At 47.2% G+C, this 22,910-nt stretch carries 22 protein-coding genes; 18 read left to right on the forward strand and 4 right to left on the reverse strand.

From position 1 onward, the window contains the following. The coding region (locus tag AXFE_RS16870) for a Druantia anti-phage system protein DruA (RefSeq protein ID WP_052607079.1) at positions 1 to 660 on the forward strand (660 nt) is incomplete at its 5' end. Between the two features lie 196 nt (positions 661 to 856). Here AXFE_RS16870 and AXFE_RS16875 read toward each other — a convergent pair. After that, positions 857 to 2,188 (reverse strand): ATP-binding protein, encoded by a 1,332-nt coding sequence (locus tag AXFE_RS16875; RefSeq protein WP_320408791.1) that lies wholly within the window; start codon positions 2,186 to 2,188, stop codon positions 857 to 859. A gap of 1,565 nt (positions 2,189 to 3,753) precedes the next feature. Next, positions 3,754 to 3,894 carry a hypothetical protein gene (locus tag AXFE_RS20195; protein ID WP_160291921.1) on the reverse strand — a complete coding sequence of 47 codons (141 nt, stop codon included), beginning with the start codon at positions 3,892 to 3,894 and terminating at the stop codon, positions 3,754 to 3,756. Between the two features lie 169 nt (positions 3,895 to 4,063). Between AXFE_RS20195 and AXFE_RS16880 the strand changes: the two genes are divergently transcribed. From AXFE_RS16880 to AXFE_RS16925, 10 genes are all read left to right on the forward strand, one after another. Then, entirely contained in the window at positions 4,064 to 4,846 is a 783-nt protein-coding gene (locus tag AXFE_RS16880; protein ID WP_052607081.1) for an enoyl-CoA hydratase/isomerase family protein, read from the forward strand. A gap of 128 nt (positions 4,847 to 4,974) precedes the next feature. After that, positions 4,975 to 5,946 (forward strand): GDP-mannose 4,6-dehydratase, encoded by a 972-nt coding sequence (gene gmd / locus AXFE_RS16885; protein WP_052607082.1) that lies wholly within the window; start codon positions 4,975 to 4,977, stop codon positions 5,944 to 5,946. 475 nt (positions 5,947 to 6,421) lie between these two features. Next, positions 6,422 to 7,156: an ABC transporter ATP-binding protein gene (locus AXFE_RS16890; RefSeq protein WP_052607083.1), complete on the forward strand. Its 735-nt coding sequence runs from the start codon at positions 6,422 to 6,424 to the stop codon at positions 7,154 to 7,156. Next, positions 7,153 to 7,812: a heme exporter protein CcmB gene (locus AXFE_RS16895; protein WP_152626188.1), complete on the forward strand. Its 660-nt coding sequence runs from the start codon at positions 7,153 to 7,155 to the stop codon at positions 7,810 to 7,812. Before AXFE_RS16890 ends, AXFE_RS16895 begins: the two co-directional genes overlap by 4 nt. Positions 7,813 to 7,816: 4 nt before the next feature. After that, positions 7,817 to 8,599, forward strand: coding sequence for a cytochrome c biogenesis protein CcsA (ccsA, locus tag AXFE_RS16900; RefSeq protein WP_052607085.1), 783 nt, complete (start codon positions 7,817 to 7,819; stop codon positions 8,597 to 8,599). Between the two features lie 194 nt (positions 8,600 to 8,793). Next, on the forward strand, positions 8,794 to 9,294 hold the full coding sequence (locus AXFE_RS16905) for a cytochrome c maturation protein CcmE domain-containing protein (RefSeq protein ID WP_052607086.1): 501 nt from the start codon (positions 8,794 to 8,796) through the stop codon (positions 9,292 to 9,294). Continuing rightward, positions 9,291 to 11,255 (forward strand): heme lyase CcmF/NrfE family subunit, encoded by a 1,965-nt coding sequence (locus AXFE_RS16910; protein WP_052607087.1) that lies wholly within the window; start codon positions 9,291 to 9,293, stop codon positions 11,253 to 11,255. The genes AXFE_RS16905 and AXFE_RS16910 overlap by 4 nt, the downstream gene beginning before the upstream one ends. After that, the gene (locus AXFE_RS16915) at positions 11,248 to 11,868 is read left to right on the forward strand and encodes a TlpA family protein disulfide reductase (RefSeq protein WP_052607088.1); all 621 of its coding nucleotides are present in this window, start codon (positions 11,248 to 11,250) and stop codon (positions 11,866 to 11,868) included. The genes AXFE_RS16910 and AXFE_RS16915 overlap by 8 nt, the downstream gene beginning before the upstream one ends. A 32-nt stretch (positions 11,869 to 11,900) precedes the next feature. Continuing rightward, positions 11,901 to 13,043 carry a cytochrome c-type biogenesis protein CcmH gene (locus tag AXFE_RS16920; protein ID WP_052607089.1) on the forward strand — a complete coding sequence of 381 codons (1,143 nt, stop codon included), beginning with the start codon at positions 11,901 to 11,903 and terminating at the stop codon, positions 13,041 to 13,043. Positions 13,044 to 13,253: 210 nt separating this feature from the next. After that, the gene (locus tag AXFE_RS16925; protein ID WP_052607090.1) at positions 13,254 to 13,874 is read left to right on the forward strand and encodes a sulfite oxidase-like oxidoreductase; all 621 of its coding nucleotides are present in this window, start codon (positions 13,254 to 13,256) and stop codon (positions 13,872 to 13,874) included. A gap of 315 nt (positions 13,875 to 14,189) precedes the next feature. Here the strand turns inward: AXFE_RS16925 and AXFE_RS16930 are convergent, their stop codons facing one another. Then, on the reverse strand, positions 14,190 to 14,609 hold the full coding sequence (locus AXFE_RS16930) for an HIT family protein (protein WP_052607091.1): 420 nt from the start codon (positions 14,607 to 14,609) through the stop codon (positions 14,190 to 14,192). A 1,382-nt stretch (positions 14,610 to 15,991) separates the two neighbouring features. Beyond that, positions 15,992 to 16,732, reverse strand: a complete 741-nt coding sequence (locus tag AXFE_RS16945) for a helix-turn-helix transcriptional regulator (protein WP_052607094.1) — start codon at positions 16,730 to 16,732, stop codon at positions 15,992 to 15,994. Between the two features lie 108 nt (positions 16,733 to 16,840). Between AXFE_RS16945 and AXFE_RS16950 the strand changes: the two genes are divergently transcribed. The 7 genes from AXFE_RS16950 to AXFE_RS16980 all read left to right on the forward strand — a co-directional run bounded on the left by AXFE_RS16950 (position 16,841) and on the right by AXFE_RS16980 (position 22,882). Beyond that, on the forward strand, positions 16,841 to 17,944 hold the full coding sequence (locus AXFE_RS16950; RefSeq protein WP_052607095.1) for an Mrp/NBP35 family ATP-binding protein: 1,104 nt from the start codon (positions 16,841 to 16,843) through the stop codon (positions 17,942 to 17,944). A 138-nt stretch (positions 17,945 to 18,082) separates the two neighbouring features. Further along, the gene (locus AXFE_RS16955; protein ID WP_160291923.1) at positions 18,083 to 18,748 is read left to right on the forward strand and encodes a molybdopterin-dependent oxidoreductase; all 666 of its coding nucleotides are present in this window, start codon (positions 18,083 to 18,085) and stop codon (positions 18,746 to 18,748) included. Then, the gene (locus tag AXFE_RS16960; RefSeq protein WP_052607097.1) at positions 18,745 to 19,326 is read left to right on the forward strand and encodes a cytochrome b/b6 domain-containing protein; all 582 of its coding nucleotides are present in this window, start codon (positions 18,745 to 18,747) and stop codon (positions 19,324 to 19,326) included. Before AXFE_RS16955 ends, AXFE_RS16960 begins: the two co-directional genes overlap by 4 nt. Before the next feature lie 276 nt (positions 19,327 to 19,602). Continuing rightward, positions 19,603 to 19,836: a DUF3107 domain-containing protein gene (locus AXFE_RS16965; protein WP_052607098.1), complete on the forward strand. Its 234-nt coding sequence runs from the start codon at positions 19,603 to 19,605 to the stop codon at positions 19,834 to 19,836. 25 nt (positions 19,837 to 19,861) lie between these two features. Then, positions 19,862 to 20,842: an ArsA family ATPase gene (locus AXFE_RS16970; RefSeq protein ID WP_052607099.1), complete on the forward strand. Its 981-nt coding sequence runs from the start codon at positions 19,862 to 19,864 to the stop codon at positions 20,840 to 20,842. Next, on the forward strand, positions 20,839 to 21,987 hold the full coding sequence (locus AXFE_RS16975; protein ID WP_052607100.1) for an ArsA family ATPase: 1,149 nt from the start codon (positions 20,839 to 20,841) through the stop codon (positions 21,985 to 21,987). Before AXFE_RS16970 ends, AXFE_RS16975 begins: the two co-directional genes overlap by 4 nt. Before the next feature lie 19 nt (positions 21,988 to 22,006). Next, complete coding sequence (locus AXFE_RS16980; RefSeq protein ID WP_052607101.1) at positions 22,007 to 22,882, forward strand: histidinol-phosphatase; 876 nt, start codon at positions 22,007 to 22,009, stop codon at positions 22,880 to 22,882. Positions 22,883 to 22,910 lie beyond the last annotated feature (28 nt).

Below are 22,910 nucleotides of genomic sequence, written 5' to 3' on the forward strand. Positions count from 1 at the left end.
AGCGAGAACACCAACGGCAGAGCTGTTCGCTACCAGAGTCCTAATGCCCAACTGCGCCTCCCCGACATGTCTCCGAGCACACTGTCTCAGATCGGAGATCTCCGCATACACCTGGTTCAGACCAAGAAAGCCTCTGCGATCTGGAACCAAACCATCGCGAGCTACCACTACCTCGGATACGTGCCTCTCGCTGGGGCACAACTGCGATATCTGGTAGAAGCCGACTGTGGCTTTGTGTCTGCACTCTCCTTTGGTGCGTCGGCCTGGAAGTGCGCTCCTCGTGACACCCATATCGGCTGGGACGACAAGACTCGTCGTTCCCGGCTGCACCTCGTGGTGGGCAACGCGCGCTTTCTCATCCTGCCTTATATCCAGGTTCCCAACCTCGCCTCCAAGATCCTCGCCAAAGTTACCCGACGCCTGCGTGATGACTGGCAGGTCGCCTATGGCTATGCCCCGGTGCTCGTCGAGACCTTTGTCGAGACTGGTCGCTTTGCTGGTACCAGCTACCGAGCAGCCAATTGGATCCAAGTCGGCAAGACCCAAGGTCGCGGCAAGCTAGACCGCACCCATGCCAAAGCACTACCGGTGAAGGACGTCTATCTTTACCCGCTGCACCGAGCTTACAAAACCATTCTCAGCACTCAGACCAGCATGTGAGATCGCCCCGTCAACGTTACGAATCAAACCCTCTTCGGACGGGATCTCCGAATGTGTACGTTGGGTCAATTAAATGTTGCTGGCAATATTGGCGACCTGAACAGTTACTCTCACTTTTCTATAGGAAGTGAACTGATTGATATCGTGATCGTTGATCCTTGATCGTATCTTCATCGCAGTGCGGCGATTTTACACGTTAACGACGCAGCCAGGAACCGATGGCATAGAGTGGTACGTTTACTAAATCCTCTTGTACGCGATAATTCGACAATGAAAAGCGAGCAGCTTCTGGTGGCTGAAAGCGATCAATATAACTGCGAAGGCTCTTAGATTTCAGGTTCTCAGATGCTTTTACCTCAATCGGAACTAGTCCTGAAGGTCTTTCGATGGCAAAGTCAACTTCAGCAGTTGGCTTCTCGGGGGTCCAATACATTGGAACTTCATTTCTCGTAGCGACTATCTGTTGTAGAACATATTGTTCCGTGAGAGCACCATGGGATTCGACAAACGTCCTCGATCGGTTGACCAAGACAGTGGGGTCCAATTTAGTGAGTGCGCCAAGTATTCCAACGTCATGAAGGAAGAGCTTGAATATCTTGGGATCCTCATAGCTCCGTGCTGGGTGAGCAGGTTTTGTAAACCGGGTTACCTTGTGGACTAGCCCCGCTCCTTGTAGCCAGCTAATCGCATCCTCGAAATCTCGAGATCTAGCTCCTTCTCGTACGTGGCCAAAGACAAAGCGTCTATTTTCGCGGGCAAGTTGGGCGGGCATCGATTCCCAAACTTGGGCGATTTGGCGACTTATTGAGGGGGTCGCATATTTGGCAAAGTCATTCTCATATCCTCGGACAATCTCTAGTTGAACTTTTCGAGCAGCCGCAACCGACCTCTCTTCTCGATAAATTGATACCGCCTCCGGCATCCCGCCCACGAAGATGTATTCATTTAGTAGTTCAACCAAATGATTATGGAACGTAGACATTAGACCGTAATCTTTCTCCAGCAAGAGGTCGGCTAGATGCTCTTCTCCAAGTCCTCTAAGGAACTCATCAAAGTCCAGGGGGTGAAGGTTAAGAATGTTTACCTTGCCTACTGGAAAAGAGTTATCTTTATGAAGCGCAACCCCAAGGAGTGAGCCGGCGGTTGCTAAATGGATATCAGGGCGTAGCTCTTGAAAGTACTTGAGAGAGGTAAGCGCTCTTGGAACATCCTGGATCTCATCGATCACGAGAAGAGTTCTAGCGGGATCGATAGTAGCCTTGGCAATAATTTGAAGGCCTTGTAATAACCTGTTTGGATCGAGGTCGCCCTCGAACAGTTGATTCACGTCTGGGTTACGCTGACAGTTGACGTACACTACCTTTTCGTAATTGCGCTTACCAAATTCTTGTATAAGCCAAGTCTTTCCGACTTGTCGTGGTCCGAGGATGACAAGGGGTTTGCGAAACTTATTGTTTTTCCAGTTCTCCAGCGATTTTAAACAATGCCGTTCCATATAACCATTATACTTCGTCGCACAAAATTCCATGGAAACAATGTCAATTCATACACATAATTCCATGGAATCAAGGTGAGAGGGCGCTGCATATCACAGGCGTATCAGTTCCATCTTGATCGTCTAGAAGTTGTAATCGATCTTCTCATTCCCCGAACTAATCCCAATCAGAGTAGATTTTTGGGATAGACATTCCCGATAGGCTCCGGAGGATGACGCATCCACTTTATGTGCTAAATTAGCTCTTCGTCCCGTTTGAACGGATTTGGATCTGGTCGTTTTACCGTATTGAAGTCGTTATAACGGGAAATGTCGTTGACGACATAAAGCTTTGGGCATCGGTGCGGATAGCAACTCAAAAGCCGATATCGCGAACATTATGATACACAACTTCAAATAGATCGCCCCGACGACTCCAAAGGCAAGTTGTCTATCGTTTATCCTTCTGAGGTGATTTAGTTTTAGGGTTACGAATTCCTCGATGCCTCGAGCCTCGCCTTTGCAACCAAATAATCGAAGATTGCAAATGAAATCGCGATCAATACATCATAAGGTGCCATGGCATGGCGGTTATACCAAGAAGCATTATCTAAGTGCAGATGATTTAGCACGACCAATTGATATCCGCCTGATAAAGTGCGCAGTCACTGTGCAATTAAGCCACCGATCGGACAATTAGCAGTTAGCGCAATTCCCATCACGAACGGTGGGATCGATAAGATCGGAGAGTTACCTTCAGAATGACTCCGCTTTCATTAGTTCAAATCTCTCTTGCATGGTGGATTCTCATGCGTTGTACGCGGCTGCTTTGCTCAGGAAGGCATTGTCCTTCTGTAATCCTGCCATCTCACGGCGAAGTCGTACGAGATCTTGGCGTTCAGCAGCGCTCAGAGGCTCTTTGCTTGTGATTTCGCTAGCTTGGATGCATCGACGTTCGTCGCGGATCCACCTTCTAAGTGAATCCTCTTTAAGGATGAGCTCTATAGCTACTCTTTTACGCTACGGCCGTAATCAATTGCTCTATGGGCTGCTTTTGAACTCCGAGGCGAAGTTCCTCCTATTGATTGCCATAGTGGCACCTAACATTGCAACATCGTATGGGTAATTGTTAGGTGTCTACTGATTCTGGGTAACCTCAGTGATTTCGGATTTAACCTTAAAGGTTGATAGGCCACTTATGTCTATGGGCGGCATGCGCAAGGTGACAGTCTCAAGGCGATAGTTGCTATTGCAAGCAAGGTATTCGGACAGGTAATGGGAGCTGATTCAGGGTATCTAAATCTCAAAGTTTTTTCGTCGCGGCAGTTTTAGATTCTGATTGGATGTGTTGCATATAGAGTCTGGCGATCTGGATAATGGTGTTTTTGCCCAAATATCTTTAAGTCCAAATATCTTTCACTAAAGATTGAGATATCGGCTCGGAAAAGGGGCATCCCATCACATCAATCCTGAAATCGCGAGCTCTAATTATTGGACAACACTGGAGTGGATCTCCAAAGTCTTCGCTTCCGATCGGAGATTTTCATTTAGCTACAGTTTGACAATTTGCTTTGCAGTAGATGCTAGTTAGCAGCCAAGGGGTGAATGAGGACAGATATTTAACGCTGACCAAAGATAGATTCGTTGGGAAGATCAATTTCACTTAGCTCTAGGGTGTTTCGAATTGTCATATGGAGCTTTACTGGGAGATTTTCAGCGTCGTTGGTGAGAGTTGCAATTTCGTTTCGGCGATAGGGCAATTTTCTCCGATTGTCGAGAGTTCATAATCCAACCTGCGCCCTCGATGGAACTCGTTTTCAAGTTCCGAATTTGAGGCAATCTGATTTTCGTGTTGATGTGAATCATTCTTAGAGATTCTTTTTTGTTAAATTAGATATTTGGATTGATTTATAGGAGTACATTTTGGTTATGTCTAGTCCAGAATTAATCGTAGAAGTCAAAGATTCGACACTTTTTCTAATTATTAATCGTCCTTCAAAGATGAACTCCATCACTATGGAGGTCTTAGATGCGATTCATCAAGAGTTGAAGCGTTTTGAAAATGAACACTACGTGCGCTCGGTGGTTATTCGCGGGAGTGGTAATAAGGCCTTTTCGACTGGCGTTGATCTTTCGACTATGGCCGAAGGCGCAACCTTTTACGAATTGCATCGTGCCAGAGCGGCACTTGGTGGCCTCTTTCAATATATGTGGAGCTATCCAAAGGTTATAGTGGCTGCCGTAGATGGCTACGCGCTGGCCGGAGGTTTTGGCCTTATGGCTGCTTGTGATATGGTCTTAGCAACCTCACGGTCAAAGTTTGGAGCACCTGAGATCAACGTTGGAGTTTGGCCATTCGTGATTACGGTGCCATTGCTTCGATATATTGCGCCTAGGGCACTGTTTGAATTGATGATAACAGGTGAGCGTATTGACGCCAATCGCGCTTTGGAGCTTGGCGTGATCAACAAGGTAGTTTCAGAGGAAGAGTTCGATGGAGAACTCTTTAAAGTTCTTGCAACTCTTAATTCAAAGTCTGGATCTATTACGGCACTCGGTAAGAGTTCGTTTTACAAGGCTATGGATATGACTTCCGAGCAAGCCCTTTCCTACCTTCAGTCCATGCTTTCAATTGTGACCCAAACACAGGATTCCAAAGAGGGGATTATGGCCTTTGTTGAAAAGCGAGCAGCCTCTTGGAATGATAACTAGATAGACGGACTCTGGTTCTGAGAGTGGTGCTAGCGATATTACGATTAGATTCGTATCTGTTGCAATTGGAGGTCACTAAATTTCGACCTCTGTTTTCATTCATCGATGTCATAGACTTGGAGCAGTAGTTGGGCAAAGTAGCACTAGTGACTGGTATCACCGGTCAAGACGGTTCCTATTTGGCAGAGTTTCTTTTGTCGATGGGGTATCGAGTGATAGGTATGACGCGAAGATCTTCGACTCTAAACTTTGAGCGAATCGCCCATATCCAAGATTCAATAGAACTCGTATCTGGAGACTTACTGGACCAAACTTCGCTGCAGACCGTATTGAGTGAGTCCAAGCCGGATGAGATTTACAACCTGGCAGCTCAGTCTTTCGTTCAGACCTCTTTTAGTCAGGCCGTTCTAACGGGAGAAACTACCGCTCTTGGTGTTACAAGACTGCTAGATGCGGTCAGAACCGTGGTTCCATCCGCTCGGTTTTACCAAGCATCTTCTTCGGAGATGTTTGGTAAGGTTCAAGAGGTTCCACAGCGTGAATCGACACCTTTCTATCCTCGGTCACCTTACGGAGTGGCCAAATTGTATGGCCATTGGCTCACGGTGAACTACAGAGAGAGCTATGGAATGCATACTAACTCTGGTATTTTATTCAACCATGAATCTCCACGACGTGGTCTTGAATTTGTGACCCGTAAGATTACAAATTCTGTTGCATCGATCAAGTTAGGTCTCACTAACGAACTTCGCCTCGGTAATTTGGATGCACAGAGAGATTGGGGATACGCCAAAGACTACGTTCGAGCGATGTGGCTCATGCTTCAACAGGATGAGCCCGGTGACTTTGTCGTTTCGACTGGGGAGACTCATGAAGTAAGGGAGTTCGCAAAGCTCGCCTTCGAGGTAGTGGACCTTGACTATCGAGATTATGTGGTCCTGGACGAGCGTTTTGTGAGGCCCGCAGAGGTTGATCTGTTGGTCGGCGACAGTTCCCATGGAGAGACAAAGCTTGGATGGAAGCGCGAAGTCGATTTTCCTGAGCTTATCCGAATGATGGTCGAAAGCGATTTAGATATTCTCAAACGCCAGATCGGATAAGTAGCAAGATTTTCGACAAAGGTCGCACTTGTACCGGATGAGATTCTCTTAGTGACCGCTTGCTAGTTGCTTTGTACTTGTTTTTGTCTTGGCTTGAGTGCGGCTAGTGGGAGAAGTCGAAGATTTTAAAGTGACTAATCCGAGGCGATCGCGAACCAATCCCGGTCGTAAATACCTTGAATGCACCATGGTCTTTGGTTTTGATGGCCTGGTCGCTTTTTTGTTGACTGTGTAATTTTCAAAGGTGTAGTTGGGTCTTTATAAAGCTTAAGTGCTCGGCGTCATTGGTTAGATATTTTATTTTCGTAGCGGATGAGCGCCCTGTCGCCTTGATTATTTCGTTTGACGATCTCCATAAGGATGATTGCAATAAAAGAGTTCGCTGCATCGTTGAAACCCTTCGACATCAGTTTTTGAATATATCTTTCCTCAAAGGAGGCGAAGCGTCACGTTTGCTAAGAAGAAGTCCAATGAAATGTCGCTCGCCTCAGAGACAGAGGCTGCATATCTAATAGAACTGGATCACATTGGTATCCAAGTCGGCGGTTTTCCTGCTGTGTACGGTCTAACTTTGAGGGTTGAACCGGGAGATTTGCTTTTGATTTCTGGTCCTAATGGTGCTGGAAAGACTACTCTTTTTCGTGCTATAGCTGGTCTAGCTAGGATCAACTCGGGTCGAGGCTCAGTTCTTGGTTTCGACTTGTATTACCCAGATAGAGGTCTGAGGTCTCGAATAGGACTTATTAGCCACACCAGCTACCTCTATGAGGATTTGAGCGTGGATCAGAACTTGAAGATTACGACTAAGAGTCTTGGTTTGTCGCCTCAAAGAGTAGAGAGTGCAAAAGAGCTACTTGGTCTCGATCGACGCCTCTGTCAAACATCGGTTTCTCAACTTTCAGCAGGTCAGAAAAAAAGAGTTACCTTGGCTAACTTGGTGATAAAAAACCCCCCTATTTGGTTGCTGGATGAGCCTCATGCCTCGTTGGATTCAAATGGTCGCAGTGTTGTCGATATGTTAATTCTCGAAGCCAAAAAGCGAGGTACTGCTGTTTTGGTATCAAGTCATGAAGGCCATGGTCCGCTTCTAGGTAGTGGTCGATCTTTGACTTTGGTGGGTGGAAGGTTTCTCCCTAGTCCAAGGGACGATAAAGCTGCTTTTGACAAAGAGGGCTCATCGATCGATTCGACTTGGGATCCCTCGGCATGAGAGCGATGACGATCTTTAAAAAAGATCTTTTGATTGAAAGTCGTTCCAAGAGCGGCCTTGGTCAGGTGTTGCCCTTTGCCTTGATTGTGCTTTTACTATTTGGCTTCGCCTTCGATACCCAAGGGCCGCTTATGGTCAGTATCTCGCCGGGTCTATTTTGGGTTTTGATTACATTCTCTTCGATCTTATTGGTATCACGTTCAATGCGAGTGGAGTCCGAAAATGATGCTGTGGACGGTCTACTGCTGCTTGGGTTCGATGGTATCTCAATTTTTGTAGGTAAGTTTCTAGCTCTCTTTTTGATTCTGCTGATCCTGGATATCTTGGTTGGAATTGGGGTTGTAGTCCTATTTTCGGTCCCAATTCATAGCTTTTTGCTACTGTCCCTGTCGACACTATTGGCTACTGCTGGTATAGGATCTGTAGGTCTGGTTTTTGGCGCCCTAGTTCGTGGAGCTAATTCTTCGGAGAGCTTGGTTCCCATGCTTGTCTTGCCGATATTAGCACCAGTTGTAATTTCGGCGACAAAGGCGTGGAGCGATGCATTGAATGGCCATGGTTCGATTTTTGATCCATGGTTGAAACTTTTATTGGTCTTTGCTGTTGTATTTATAGTTGGCGGCGCGGTCTCCTTTGGCGCCATTTTGGAGGACTGAACTCTTGAAATTGAAGATTGCACAGAGATATTTGGCCGCGAGTGCCCTTGTTGCCATCGCGGCAACTGTGGTGTTAGGCCTCTTTATAACTCCGCCAGATGCGGTTCAGGGAAATTTAGCCAGGTTGGTTTACGTCCATCCGGCGGTGGCTTGGGTTGCATATTTAGCTTACGGAGTCACCACTTTGGCCTCGTCTCTATACCTTTGGAGGCCAACGCGCTCGCTTAGGTGGGATCGCCTCGCATCTTCCTCGGCGGAGGTGGGAGTTGTCTTTACAGCACTGACGCTCATTACGGGATCGATTTGGGGTCGTCCCGCATGGGGTGTCTGGTGGACCTGGGATGCACGGCTCACCACCACTGCGATATTGTTAGTTCTCTACCTAGGATATCTCGCGCTACGTGCTGTTCCAATGCCGGCAGATAAACGCGCTAAGCGATCCGCAATAGCGGCTTTATTTGCCTTCATTGACGTTCCAATCGTTCATGAGTCCGTTGTTTGGTGGCGAACCCTTCACCAAGGCGCAACTGTTGCATCGTTGGGGATGAATGCCAAGATTCACGGGATTATGGCCTGGACTATGTTGCTAGGGTTTGTTGCTTTTACTCTTGCGTATTGTGCATTGGTTGTCTTTAGATACAGGATTGCTCAAGGCGAAGATTCTCTGCGAGAGAGACAAATTTCTCAATGGCAAAGCGAAAGATTGGCTCAATCACAAAGTGATGCAGATCGCGTTAGCGAACTGCTAGATAACGCTAATTCTAAAAGCAACGTTAAAATGGTTTGAGCAGGATCGGATAGATTTAAAGATGAATGGTTACGTAGAAGCAGGTTATGGATTTGTCCTAGGTGGACTTGGGGCGTATTGGGCTTGGTTAGCTAGTCGAAATTCTAGAGTAAAAAAGGCTTTGATTCCAATTCCAGTTGAAAATGAAAGAAGGCGACCGAACTCCTCTAACCCAAGACAGGGAGAGAGATAGATTGTCGGAGCAACAAGAGGTATCGGACCTCCTCAATGATCGGGCAATCTTTGAACCGCCACTCCCAAAAAGGGCTAAACGGCGCCGAGCCTTAAAGATATGGTCTCCATTTGTAGTTTTAGCCCTAGCACTGGGATTTCTTTTAGTTCGGGGCCTCGGCAACGCCTTAGTTTATTTCAGGACGGTAGATGAGACACTCTCCATGGAGGCAACCTTGGGGACTTCTACTTTTCGCCTGGAAGGAGTTGTTGTGCCTCAAAGTGTTACCACTAACAATCAGGGGGGCGTTGATTTTCAAGTTTCAGGTGTGGATGGGCGAAGGATTTCTGTAATTGACAGCGCTAATCCTCCTCAGCTTTTTCAAGCGAATCTTCCAGTTGTGCTGGTGGGTTACCTTTCTCATGGAACTTTTTACTCTAATCAGATCATGGTCAAGCACTCATCGAGTTACATAGCGGCGCACCCCTCTCGAGTTGCGTCACTTGGCGGAAAGAAACTATGAACGCGATAATTGGCACCGCAGGTCTTGTCGTGTCGATCGTTGGTTCAATCTCGGGGATTATCTCGTACCTGTTTGGCATTCGTGCTAAGGATGCTAAATCTATTCGGCGCAGTGGGGGATTTGTGGTACTGGTCTTTGCTGGTGCGCTAATTAGCACCGGTGCCATGCAGCATGGCCTTTTGACTCATGACTTTTCCCTTAGCAACGTTGCCTCGAACTCTTCACGGGAGACACCGCTTCTCTATCAAATTACCGGTATGTGGTCATCTCTTGCTGGATCCATCTTGCTATGGGCGACAATCTTGGCTCTCTATCTGGTTTTAGTCCTTTTTAAATATCGAAAGCGCGAGTTAGATGTTGCCTTTGGATGGGCGATGGTAGTGGGGTTGGTTGTAGCTGGCTTCTTCTTTATAATGATGGCCACCTCTGCTAACCCGTTTCTGACTCTTGCCCATCCGCCGATTGACGGAAGCGGGCCTAATCCGCTTCTTCAGAACTATCCCTTGGTGGCCTTTCATCCACCAATGCTCTATATGGGCTATGTTGGTTTTACTGTTCCATTTGCATTCGGAATAGCGTCGCTCATCTCCAATCGTTCCGATACAACATTTGCTCGAGAGACTAGGTACTGGGCGTTGGTTGCCTGGATATTTTTGACACTTGGTATCTTCCTTGGGGCTTGGTGGTCATATCAAGTTCTTGGTTGGGGTGGCTATTGGGCTTGGGATCCAGTTGAAAATTCCGCCTTTTTACCTTGGCTTTTTGGAACCGCTTATCTTCATTCTTCCATGTCCGGCTCTCGGGGCGGAAATATGAAGATCTGGAATATTGGCCTTTTGGTGGCTACATTTTCAATGACAATTTTGGGCACCTTCTTTACCCGCAGTGGCGTACTGCAGTCGGTGCATGCCTTTTCGGGATCGACGCTAGGTCCTATCCTTATAATCTTTTTTGCCTTTGTAACTGTAGTTTCGTTCGGCCTTATCGCCTGGCGCGCCTCGTCGATGCGTGCGTCGTCGTTCTCTGCGACTGGTATAAATAGAGATGGCACCTATCTTGTGAACAACCTCTTATTTAGCGCCTTTGCCGGCATCGTCCTTTTAGGAACGACGTTTCCACTTTTGGCTCAAGCTATCAACAACTCGATCGTATCGGTGGGACCACCGTTCTTCAATGCCTTTACAGCACCACTAGGGTTGGCCCTTTTGTTTTTTATGACGGTTTCACCCTTTGTCCCTTATACCCATATTTCGATCAAGTCTCTCTTCAATGAGCTCTTTGTGCCATTGATGATGGGTCTTTTAGCGATGGCGATAGCGGTATTTTTGGGTTCTAGGGATAAGGGCTTGATAGCAGCCTATGGTTTTGGTACCTTCGCCTTGACTGGTTCGCTCAAGAAGATGATTGGGGTACTTCTCTCCCGACGAGGCCAAAAGCAGTCGTTTTCGGTTCGAGCGCACCTTATGGGCGGTTTGATTGCCCATATTGGTGTTGCTGTCGTGGCTATAGCTCTAGCAACATCTACCGCTTTTGGTGTCCGGGGAGAGGTGAAGATCTCTCCATTTCAAAGCGCATATTTTCAAGGCCACAAACTCACATATGAGGGCGTGTCGACCCTGGTGACGCCAGCTAAAACCTCACTTCGAGCTGCAATTATGATCGATGGTCGGGGGCCCTTTTATCCTGCTATCTCTCAGTTTGGAACGAATTCCCAAGTTGTGGGTACCCCAAGTGTGAGTGCCGGTATTTTAAGAGATGTCTCCGTCACACTTGATTCACCACCACAGAGCGCTAAGTCGCAGGTAATTATCGGTGTAGTCGTCGAGCCACTGGTGTCTTGGCTTTGGATCGGTGGGGTAATTATGGGACTTGGTGGTGGCCTTGCTCTTTTAGGCTCGCTTCGGTTCAAATCTAAGGTTCCCCAAATAAACCAGCTAAAGGGTGAAGCAGTAGGTGTCTAACGATTTGACACATGATGACGCTGAACCTCTTGTTACGGGTCAGCCTTCTGAGCAAAGGAGAGGGGGAAGAAGACTTAGATGGGTTTTGGCTTTGGTCGCCATTCTTGTGGTGGCTTTTTCGGTCTCAGTGGCATTTCTCACGCCGACTTCAACCTCGACCGTAGCTGCCTCTAATCTGATCGGTCAGAACGCACCAGAATTGGCGGGTACTACGCTCTCTCATTTGGCTATCGCGCCACATCCGTATCGTGGCGATTACTTGATCGTGAACTTCTTTGCTAGCTGGTGTATACCATGTCGTAGCGAAACTGGAGCGATCGAGTCATTTGTGAGATCTGCTAAGAGTCGACCTTATGGCTCTAGGTTGGCGATTTTGAGCGTAACCGTAAACGATCGACGGTCTTCGGCAACAGCGTTTGTTCGACAGACGGGAATGTTTTGGCCGGTCATTTTCGACGGTAATGGCGTGATCTCTTTGAATTGGGGAGTGGTGAACCCTCCCCAGACCTTTATAGTTGCACCCAATGGGAAGGTGGTCACTCGGATTGTAGGACAGGTCACAACCGCTACACTCTCTTCAGTACTTAGCCTTGCCTACTCGACCTACGGTTAGGGGAATTAATGCGAAAGAGATACTTTTAGCGGTTGGAAGCTATCAAATTGGATCCCGAAATTAGTGAAAATGGGCAACCTCGACCAAAGAGGTTCGCCTACTCTAAGACAACATGGCGCCTAAGTATTCTTATGGTGATCTTTGTCGTTACCATCTTTGGCTATCTCTTTTTGTCTCCTCACAAAGTGACGATGGCAAGTCGTATTAGCCATCTTGAAGCAGTTATAAAGTGTCCTACCTGTATTTCAGTCTCGACCAAGGATGCAAATACTTCGTCAGCTTATGCACTACGTGCCTTTATCTCTCAAATGGTTCATTCTGGCGCTAGCGACTCAGAGATTATCAATCAATTGGTTGCGACATATGGCCCGTCGATTCTTCTGACCCCTCCTAATTCAAATGGCGGTCTTTATTTGGCAGTCTTTGGTGGTTTGGTCGCCATCGCAGGTCCCATAGGTGGTTTTTTGTACTATCGACGACGCCGAAGTACCAAAATGGAGAGCTCCCTAGAGAGCCATGACGGCCAAGAGGTGGACTCAGCCGTTAGGGTCGATTCTCTAGGCGTCTCTGATCTGAATTTAGTAGATGATTCGACTGCGCCAATAAGTCGTCCGGTTGCTAGTCGCCGATCATTTGAGATAATCCGTCGGGCTACATGGCCCCAGAGGATTGTAGCTGTTGTAGGGGTGGTGCTGGTTCTGAGCGGAGCGGGGCTTTTGCTTTTTAGTCTTACCACTTCTAGCGCTACCGCGGGAGGCCTTTCAGTCTCGCAAGTTGCCCTAGATATTCAAAATGGACAAGATCTGGCTAGTGTTGGCTCTGATACTGCCGCACTTTCGCTCTTTAGCGCGGTTTTGCATAGTGAACCAAGTCAGCCTGTGGCGCTTGCTTGGAACGGTTGGCTCCTACTGCAGGCAGGAAACAAGGATAAGTCGAATGCTCTTCGAGTCCAAGGCTTAGCACAACTTAGTCGATCCGTTCAGGTTGATCCTTCCTATATATACGGAAGGTTATTTTATGGAATAGCTCTCTTTACAGATCAGGGAAACCCTAATGCGGCGGTGAGGCAGTTTGACGCATTCTTCAAACTCTCTCCGTCTGCGGCGTTGTTAAAGCATGTTCATTCTGATATTGCGAGCGCTTATAAGGCAGCCCATCTTCTCGTACCTTCGTAGGTTGTAAAAATTTATTGAATTTTTACGGTATTTGTGCCCTCATTTATATTGATTTATTTTTTTGATGATGGAAGGCTCTCTTAACAAGATTGATTTTGTGAAGAAATTAGAAACTATTTTGTATCTCCAATGGTTATGAACTGTGAAAGCTTTTAGCTCGGGTACTTTTTGTGGCTAGCTTTATTTGATAGAAAAGGGTTAGAAGACCAAATGGGTTTTTTTGAGCGCAATCGAAAAGATTTGGCTGCTAAGGGTGTCGATCCTTCGCGGTTGCCTCCCGGACAGTATTCTACTGATCGGTTTCCGGTATTGCATGCGGGAAGCGTACCGGTATATAAGGATCTTTCCTCCTGGGACTTAAGGGTTGTTGGGGCTGTAGTCAATCCGTTGGTGATCTCTTGGGCGGAGTTCATGGCTCTTGATGCCGTTGATGTCGTTACTGATATCCATTGTGTTACCAAGTGGTCAAAGTTCGATACATCTTGGCGGGGAGTGCCACTGACGACCATCATCGAGATGGCCCAAGTAAAAGATGAGGCTACGCATGTGATGCTTCACTCGGAATTTGGATTTAGTGCCAACGTCCCGTTGACTGATATTTTGAGTGATGGGGCGATTGCTCTTTTAGCGTTCCAATTTGATGGGAAGGAACTCGAACCTGAACATGGCTACCCGCTGAGATTTTTATTTCCGAAGTTATATTTTTGGAAGTCAGCTAAATGGTTACGTGGAATTGAATTCATGTCGGCAGATAAAGCTGGATTTTGGGAAGCTAATGGCTATCACATGTATGGAGATCCATTCCAGGAGCAGCGCTATTGGGGTGATTGAGCTAGAGAAAAGTTGAGTCGTTTCCTCGCTCGACTTTGCTTGGCACAATCTTTTTTGCTCCCACATTTACTGTCACACAGATCGAGCTGATTTGTACGCCTGTGACTAAATGGATTTGAGAGCATCATGAAGCTTCCATAAGGGATCTTTTGTGAGATTGGCATTGTGTTTTGCTCAAAGGGCTCCCAGAAGGTTTAACATATCGGATTATCGGATTGCTCTATGGTTGCAAATCTTAGGATTTACAAGCCGTATGGTCAATTGCTGATAGTTCAAACTTAATTTTGCACGAAGTGGCAATCTAGATCTTTTCTTCTAAAAGGGTGCGTTAGCGTTGTCTATTGGTCGGAGAGGGGGTCTAAGATAGCTAGCCTTTTCAGGGAAGACATTTCGCACTCCTCCTTGTGGATGTTCACTGTCACCGATGTAGCGCGGGATTAGGTGAAGATGTAGATGGAAGATAGTCTGACCGGCGGCTGATCCAGCGTTTGTACCGATGTTGTATCCGGCTGGAGAATATTGCTTGTCGAGTAGTTCTTTTACTTCGGAAACCAAAGCAAAAATATCGGCTTGTTCGCTTGGAAGTGTCTCCCACCAGTCTCGTATGAAGCGACGACTGATAATAAGGCAGTGACCCTTAGCGACCGGGAAAGAGTCGAAGATTGCAAACGCAGACCGGTTAGATGCAATCCACTCCGAACTTGGTATGTCTAGGAAGGGAGATTCTTCAGTCATCGATCCCTTTCGATCCGTTTCCTTGATGACCAGTTAGATGAATGAATTGGTGTAAAGGAAGTATCTTAGGATGGTCTTCATGGACTGATGGCACTTGGTCTACCTCTTTTGAAGTGGAGCCTTTGGTTTACTCGCGGCGTTGTATCTTTTGGCTATTTAGCATGATATCAGTAGAGTCGTTTCCATTGATTCATTAGAGGTTGGCACGACAGAAATAAGATCGACAAGTGCGAGTGATTTCTTCCGGTGGATCTTTTTTTGGTTCAGCCGGAATTGACCAACGTCAACCTGGATCGATGTGGCTGCCTTGCTATCCAGCTTTTTCAAGCAAGTTGGTGAAGGTGAAATTATCGTTGCATTGTTTGTCGAATTGGCCATTGAACACTCGTTTTTCAATAGGTGGATATAAGATCGCATTCATATCGAGTTACGTTGTTAAATAGGGCTAGCGCTCTGGTTTGTCGAGACCTATCATGGATGCCGCTCTGACCACTGTAGGGTTTAAGAGGGAGTGGTCAAATGCCAAGTCTATGAGTATGTGGTGCTTTGGTTCTTTGGACCTTTTCGGATATTTGTAGGTGCAACACGTGCAACACTTAGGTGGCTTTACTCGGTCGTACTGAATGTTAATTTCCGACCTGCCCATCACGCCGACAGTTCGGACGCCTGACGCCATTTCGACCCATAATAGCTGCGAATCTCTAAGGGTGGCGATCTGTTTTCTTGCTAATTTGCCTTTGATCTACTTGGCGGCGCCTGCCTTTCTTGGAGTCTATGCAGACATGTAATAGGCGCTTTGTAGAAGTGGCTAATTGTAGAAGTGGCTAATTAATGATCTTCGCCTCGCCGTAATTCCCTTTTTCAAATCTCCACCCCAAACGCTGTTGGTTGCGTGGAACCCCAAGAGCTGGAGGCTCGTTGATGGCCATTGGTAGGCGCTTGGTTCGGAGTAGGTTCGTCGAGTGCAGTCTGGTCTATTTGTATATTTTGAGGAGTGTTCTTGTTTTGGTAAAATAGACTCCTGATAGAAAAAATATTCGCCTCTGACCGACTGGGTGCTCCCGTGCTTCCTAATTGAAGTTGTGAGTGTGAGCGAATCAAATACCTCATTACGATAAAGAACTTCAGCGCCCTCCAAATGGGTGCATCTCATAGTCATCCGTGGATCTTTGCCGCCAACACGATGGTTAGACAACTTATCTACGGTGCAATCGTAACCGTCTTGTGAATCGAAACTTCTATATCGAAATTGGATGGCGTTTCGTTGTTTTAAGCATCGTTGAGGCAAATTCAATTCATCAAGTTAGGTGAGACAAAAGTGGGTATCGGTTTTTTCTTGCTTTGGCCCAAGTTGGATCTTCGAAATTCACGAAGGTAACTTTTTATAGACTTACTGAGCAGGAGGAGTCGCCTTTGGCTCTAGAAGTTAGAGTTATGGGTACCTTTTCTTTGATTAGCGCACCTAACATTCCTCGGACTAGACCACGATCAAGAGCACAGATTACGGGATTGGTAAGCGAAGCATCGCCGAATGGACAGTTTTCATTTACAACAGATAGCGAGCCTCGAATTTGGTTGGGTTTTGCCGCAAAGCCATGGGCACTAAGTGCATCTGCGATCGTCCTGATAGCGTATTTTATAGAACGATTTTCAAGGTGAGGGTGCATCGTCTGGGCCAATTGTGAACCATAGCGTTCACCGACACTTTCAGCCATGAGTTCAGCAGTGGTCGGATCGAGTAGTTCTAAGGCTGCGCTGAGCAGCATTGAGAGAAGTTCATCACGTTTGGATGCGACCGTGTTTGATGAGGTAACACCCGGTGCGCCCTTATAACGCTTTGATGGTCGTCCTGCGCCACCGCAGATCGGACGTTCGAGAGTTACGTCGAGGTAGCCTCCTGATACCAATTTATCTAGGTGGTGGCGGGCAACGTTTGGGTGAAGTGAAAACTTATCAGCGACTTGGTTAGCTGTAACACCTTCGTTGTCGCGCGCGAAGAGGTAGATCTCGCGACGAGTTGGGTCACCAAAAGCTGCCACTACGGCGCTGACCGTTGCTTGAAACTCTGGGTCATCTACAGAATGTGGCGCTCCAAGATCAGCGACTTTTTCTATCGTGCTCATTGAACCTACTTAGCAATCTAATAATGACTATAAATTATTCTATCTAGATAGGAGAAATCTATCCTCGATATCGGACCTTGATTCAAATAAGAAAGAAAAAGTGCCAGGATGAACACACAGGAACTCTATTCACACCTTGGCAAGGTGGTGGAACCAGATATTTTGGAGTCGCTAGCCGATTTGGAGATGATCTCACAGGTGACTAAGAAGTTGGGCGGTTATAGCGTCGAACTTCTAACATATCCGGCAAATGGTGGATACTTTGACCCAATTGCCGACCAAATGGAGCAAATCGCACAAGAATATGGTGTGCCGCTTGAAATAAAAGCTCGAGCGATGACTGACGCTGAGATAAAAAAGCTCGAGTCACATCTTCTTGATAAGACTTTGATTAAAGATGGCGAGAATCGAGTGAATCGCTTGATGGCGCCAGGATCGCGCACCCGAGTCCTGGGATTTTCTTCAGGAAAGGGTGGCGTTGGGAAATCTTCCGTCACAGTGGGTGTGGCAAGTGCGCTTGCACGCCGTGGCCACAGTGTTGGCATCTTGGACGCTGATGTCTATGGCTTTTCGATACCTAGGATGCTTGGAGCAGTTCGCCCACCATCTTTGATTGGAAAGGTAATGATACCGCCTGTGCGCTTTGGGATAAAAACTATGAGCGTCGGTTACTTCGTGGCAGATGATACTCCGGTTATTTGGCGTGGACCAATGTTGCATAAGGCCCTTGAGCAGTTTCTTCTGGATGTCTTTTGGGGGGAGATCGATTACCTCTGCGTGGACCTACCACCGGGGACGGGCGACGTGACGCTTTCGTTGGCTGAATATCTGCCAAAGATCGAGACCTTTGTGGTCACTACCCCTCAAGACGCCGCTGAGAGGGTTGCACAGCGATCAGCTCTAGCTGCTCGAAAGTTGAAGTTGCCTCTTCGTGGGGTCATCGAGAATATGAGCTACTTCCGCGGCGACGATAAGAAGCGATATGACATCTTTGGCAAGGGCGGCGGAGAGAGTTTGGCGCAGTCACTTGAGTTACCTTTGATTGGAACTATACCTATCGAGATCGCTCTTAGAGAAGGTGGCGATGTGGGTAATCCAATTGTCTTTGCGTCGCCGGAGTCTGAGGTTTCGGTTGAGTTTATGCGAATAGCCCAAGTGATTGAAGCGATGGGACCTGCCAGGATCTATAAAAGTGAGCTGAAGGTCCGTTAGTGCGACGACTTTGCAACGAGGATCACATTCTCTAATCTTCTAGCTAATAGATAGCGATTTAGTGAACCTGAGATTTGTATGAGAAGTTTGAAATTATGGAACATTGAATGGACGATTTGGTTTTCATAGTTTATGGATATGAAAACCAAAACTCCTAGCTCCAATGGTGCTTCGGTGCCGCGCAGGGTCTTTGTTGGATTAAGTGTCGGTGGGGTGGGATTAGTCGTTGCTGGCTCTGGGCTAAAGAATCTTCTCGGAGGTTCTGCTTTGGCTGGTATTGCCGGTATATCTGGATATCAGATCTATACGGTTACCAATGGATTCCCGACGACGAACAATTCCTCCTTTAGATTGGAAGTAAGGGGCCAGGTCGCAAATAACTTGACTCTGTCTTTGGAGAACTTAGCGATTATGCATACTCCGGACCTAGTCGCCACCTTTCACTGTGTTACCGGTTGGAGCGTCCCGAATCAACGCTTTGGCGGCGTGACACTCTCTAAGGTTATAGAGATGGCTCAGCCCGCTAGTAGTGCGAAGTACGTTAACTTTCGCTCTTTCGATGGTGTCTATACGGAGAGTCTTCCTTTGAATCAGGCGATGAGCAATGGAACGATGCTAGTCACTCATTTAGATGGTGTGCCCTTGCCGCTAGAACATGGGGGGCCGCTGAGGTTGTTTGTCAATAAAAGCTATGGATACAAATCGATCAAGTGGCTAAAGGACGTCGAGCTATCCAATTCACCAATTACGGGATACTGGGAGAACTACGGTTACCCCGCAGATGCAAGGATTCCCCAGAGTTGAAGGCGCATCTCGGAGAAACTAAGGGGGATTTGAGATGGTATCGTGATCTTGGGCGTAAACCTGCCTTTTTGCACAACTTGGCGTCGGTGCTCTTTTTTATATCCTTGCTCTCGGCGCTTACCTTTTACGTAGGTGGCTTGCAAGCCATCTTTGGAAATAGAGAATTTTTTAGGGAAGTCCACGTAATCACAGGCATAGCATGTATAGCCGTAATGGCAGTTGGCTACTTTCCTCTGCGCGATCGACCCATTGCTAAGGCATGGAATGTCTTGACTTCTTGGACGATAGCAGACTCCAGATTTGTTCGAGGGTGGATTTCAAGCGGTCGCAGGCCAACCTATAGTAGAAGAACTCCTAATGGCGGACAGAAGATTGCGACTGCCATAATTGCTGCTTCGATGGTCGTGCTGATCATTTCAGGGTTGATTCTGAGGTTCTTTAGGTATTTCCCCTACTCCTTTCGGGTGGGTTCCACTATAGCCCATACGGTTTTTTTCTATCTAATAATGGCGGTTGTCGTTGGTCACCTCTATTTTGTGGTGGTCGACAAGTTCAATAGAGGACCCAACAAGGAATGACTTTCGGGGTCCTTGGCTCTGGCGGTTCCACTTATATCTGTCAACGTCCGCTCAGACTAAGGTCTCGATTTCGTAGCTTTTCTGGAGGCGATAGCGTCTTTGACTGAGCTTTAGCTTTCAAACCCAGACGAAATATAACAGAAGTGATTGGCTATCCTCTAGTGTTGTTATAGGCAATCACTCTAGTCAAGCGTAATAGTTTGCAATTGTTTGGTGCTATTTCGGTGAAGTCTTTGCCGGCAAGGTCTTTTGCGAAGTCGAATTAAGGAGTTACAAGTGGACATAAAAATTGGATTTTTGGATTCGAGTCGTGAGCTTGCGTTTGAGGTAGGTGACGATAAGGATCAGAATGAATTCGTTGAGACGCTGAATGCGCTCACGAAGAGTCAAGACGCTCTTCATTGGATTGAGGACAAAAAAGGGCGCAAGATCGGCGTTGCTCCAGGGAAAATCGCTTATATCGTTGTCGGTTCTCAGCAAGAAGAGCGTCGGGTAGGCTTTGGCGCCTAAGTGGTGATTTGAGGGTCCAAAATTGATGAACAACCTCGAAGGACATAGCGACTTAGGCGATGCAATTCTGTCCAAGCGCTTGGTGATTGTCACCGGAAAAGGTGGAGTTGGAAAGTCCACCATAACTGCCGGACTAGCCCGCCTGTCCAGCAAAGCAGGATTGCGAACTTTAGTCTGTGAGGTTGACGCTCGGGGTGACGTGAGCGCCGCTTTTGGCATAGAGAACGTTGAGTTCAAGCCCAAGGCGGTAGCTCCGAACCTCTATGTAATGGCCATGAATACGGAGGATGCGCTAGCTGAATATTTGCGCCTAAACCTTAGAATTCCGATTATCACCAAGCTAGGTCCTCTGGCCAAGGCATTTGACTTTGTGGCCAATGCTGCTCCGGGGGTAAAAGAGATTTTAGTTATGGGTAAGATCTGCTACGAAGTAAGAGAGCGCAATTACGATATCGTCTTTGTGGATGCATCAGCAAGTGGTCACATCGTCTCACAATTAGCATCTCCAGCGGGGATATCAGAGCTCTTCCAAATTGGTTTAGTGAAAGAGCAGACCGCCTGGATGCAGGAGATTCTGAGCAATCCATCAACTACCGCGTTGATCTTGGTGGTAACTCCAGAAGAGACACCGGTAGTCGAGTCGTTGGAGCTAATAGATCGTTTGGCTAATGAGACTTCAATGAATGTAATTGGAGCCGTGATCAACAAAGTTATGGCCGAACCATTTTCAAATAGCCAGGGAGAGATCTTTCGCTCGATTATGACTGGCGATCTTCACGACGATTTCTTAGCGATCGCGGGTGACTCCAGCGATGCATTTTTGGCAACCTCGTCGTTAGCTACTGGCCTAAGGGAGTCACGAAGCAGCCATTCCAGAGAGTTCATCTCAAAACTACCCGTAGGTATTGCCACTATCTTTATCCCATATTTCATGGGTGCAGAGGATGGCATACGTCTTTCCAGAGAGATTGCCGAAGCGCTCGATGGCGAATTGAGCGGATCGTGAACCAGCTAGTAAATTCACTTGTTACACAGAAGTCGATTCTGATTACAGGCGGCGCTGGAGGCGTTGGCAAGACAACCGCGGCTGCGGCTTTGGGTACAATCGCAGCTCTTGAAACCGATCGTAAAGTATTGGTTCTGACAGTGGATCCCGCCAAACGTCTAGCTGATGCTATGGGGTTGGCTAAGTTCGGAAACGTCGTAACCAAGGTAGACCTCTCAGGCTTTGGAGAAAGATCCCCCAAGGGTGAATTGTACGCCGCGATGCTTGACACTAAAGCTTCCTGGGATGACCTTGTGATTCGATACGCTCCAAATATGAGGGTTCGGGGTGAGATCTTGGCGAATCCGATCTATAGAAATATCTCATCGCGCTTTGTCCAAAGCCACGACTATATCGCCATGGAGTCACTTTATGACCTATACAATAAGGGTGACTTTGACCTTCTGATAGTTGATACTCCTCCGAGCAGAAATGCAATGGACTTCTTAGATGCCCCCGAGAGGATGGCTGACTTTTTCTCCTCTAAACTCCTGCGGTGGATCACTGCGCCATATCGTTCTCGCCTGGTGGCCACTGCATTCAAACCATTTTATCAAGTAGCTGATCGCATTATAGGTTCAGACTTTCTAGAGCAGGTGGCGGAGTTTTTCATACTTTTTCAATCGATGTACGATGGCTTTATCGAAAGAGGTAAGTCGGTAAGTGCATTGTTGAGGAGCGATGTGACGTCATTTTTGGTAGTAACGTCGCCGGAATACCTTCCGATGCGAGAGGCTGAATTTTTTCTGGGAGCTCTTCGGGAGCGCCACCTCAATCTTGGTGCTTTGATCGTGAATAGAAGTCTTCCTTATTACCTTGGTGATCAGAATGCGATCCAGATCGCCCAAAGGCTAATCGCTGATTCAGAAATCTTGGTTAAGGACAGATTTTTAGGGGTGGACCCACGTATCATGCGTGGCGTCTTGTCTGAGATAGGTTCAACTTATTTGGATTTTTCCAATCTCTATGGACAACAACACAATCTTTTGGCAACTTTGCTTGTGGATAAGGCCAAGGTCCTTGCGACGCCGTATCTTGAGACGGATGTCGCAGACTTAACTTCTCTCGAGCGAATAGGATCTAATCTCGACTTCGTAAAATTTTAAAGCAGATTTAGGAATTGTCGTGATAGATTACCATCTCCATCTATGGCCGCACGGACAGCGCGATATTGACCCCACTGTTGAGTATCTAGCCCAATATTTAGAAAAAGCTCAAGCTAATGGCGTCGTTGAGATCGCTGTAACTGAACATCTCTTTCGTTTTTCTCAGACGGATAAGGTTCTAGGGGATTTCTTCAAGCGCTACCCTGATACTCCGATGCGAACTTTGATGCAGGACTACTGGAAAGACCATGCACGAGCCGATCTTGATCGTTACGTCGAGGTCTGTCTAGCTGCTAAAGCTGCAGGTCTTCCTATCGTAATGGGTCTTGAGGTGGATTATTACGAAGGATCGATGGATAAGGTTACCCAATTGTTGGCGGACTATCCATTCGACGTCTTGCTTGGTTCTATACATTGGGTTGGGGATTGGCCATTTGACCACACCACCGACCCATTTGTCCAGGGGTACTGGGCAGAACTAGGGGTCGAAAATGCTTGGGAGGGATATACCCGTGCCCTTGAGGAACTGGCAGCCACCTCGGTCGTGGATGTTTTGGCTCACCCTGATTTGATAAAGGTAACAGGAATGTTTCCAAATACGCCTAATGAATTCTACGATCGAATAGCCGAAGCTGCTCGTGATTGCAAGATGGTGGCAGAGGTGTCGAGCGCTGGATGGCGTAAACCCGTGGGCGAAGCCTATCCTTCACCCTATCTTTTGTCGAAATTCGCAAGTAATGGCGTTGAGATAACCACAGCTTCTGATGCTCACTCTCTGGGAGATGTCTCATTTAGATTCAACGATGTGGCATCAATGGTCAAAGGTGCCGGTTACGACAGCGTAACAGCCTTTTCTGCAAGGCAAAAAAGGCAGATATCCATCAACGTTAATTGATTGATCGCTATGGCATTTGACTGACGGG

This window comes from Acidithrix ferrooxidans (genome assembly GCF_000949295.1).
Lineage (GTDB): Bacteria > Actinomycetota > Acidimicrobiia > Acidimicrobiales > Acidimicrobiaceae > Acidithrix > Acidithrix ferrooxidans.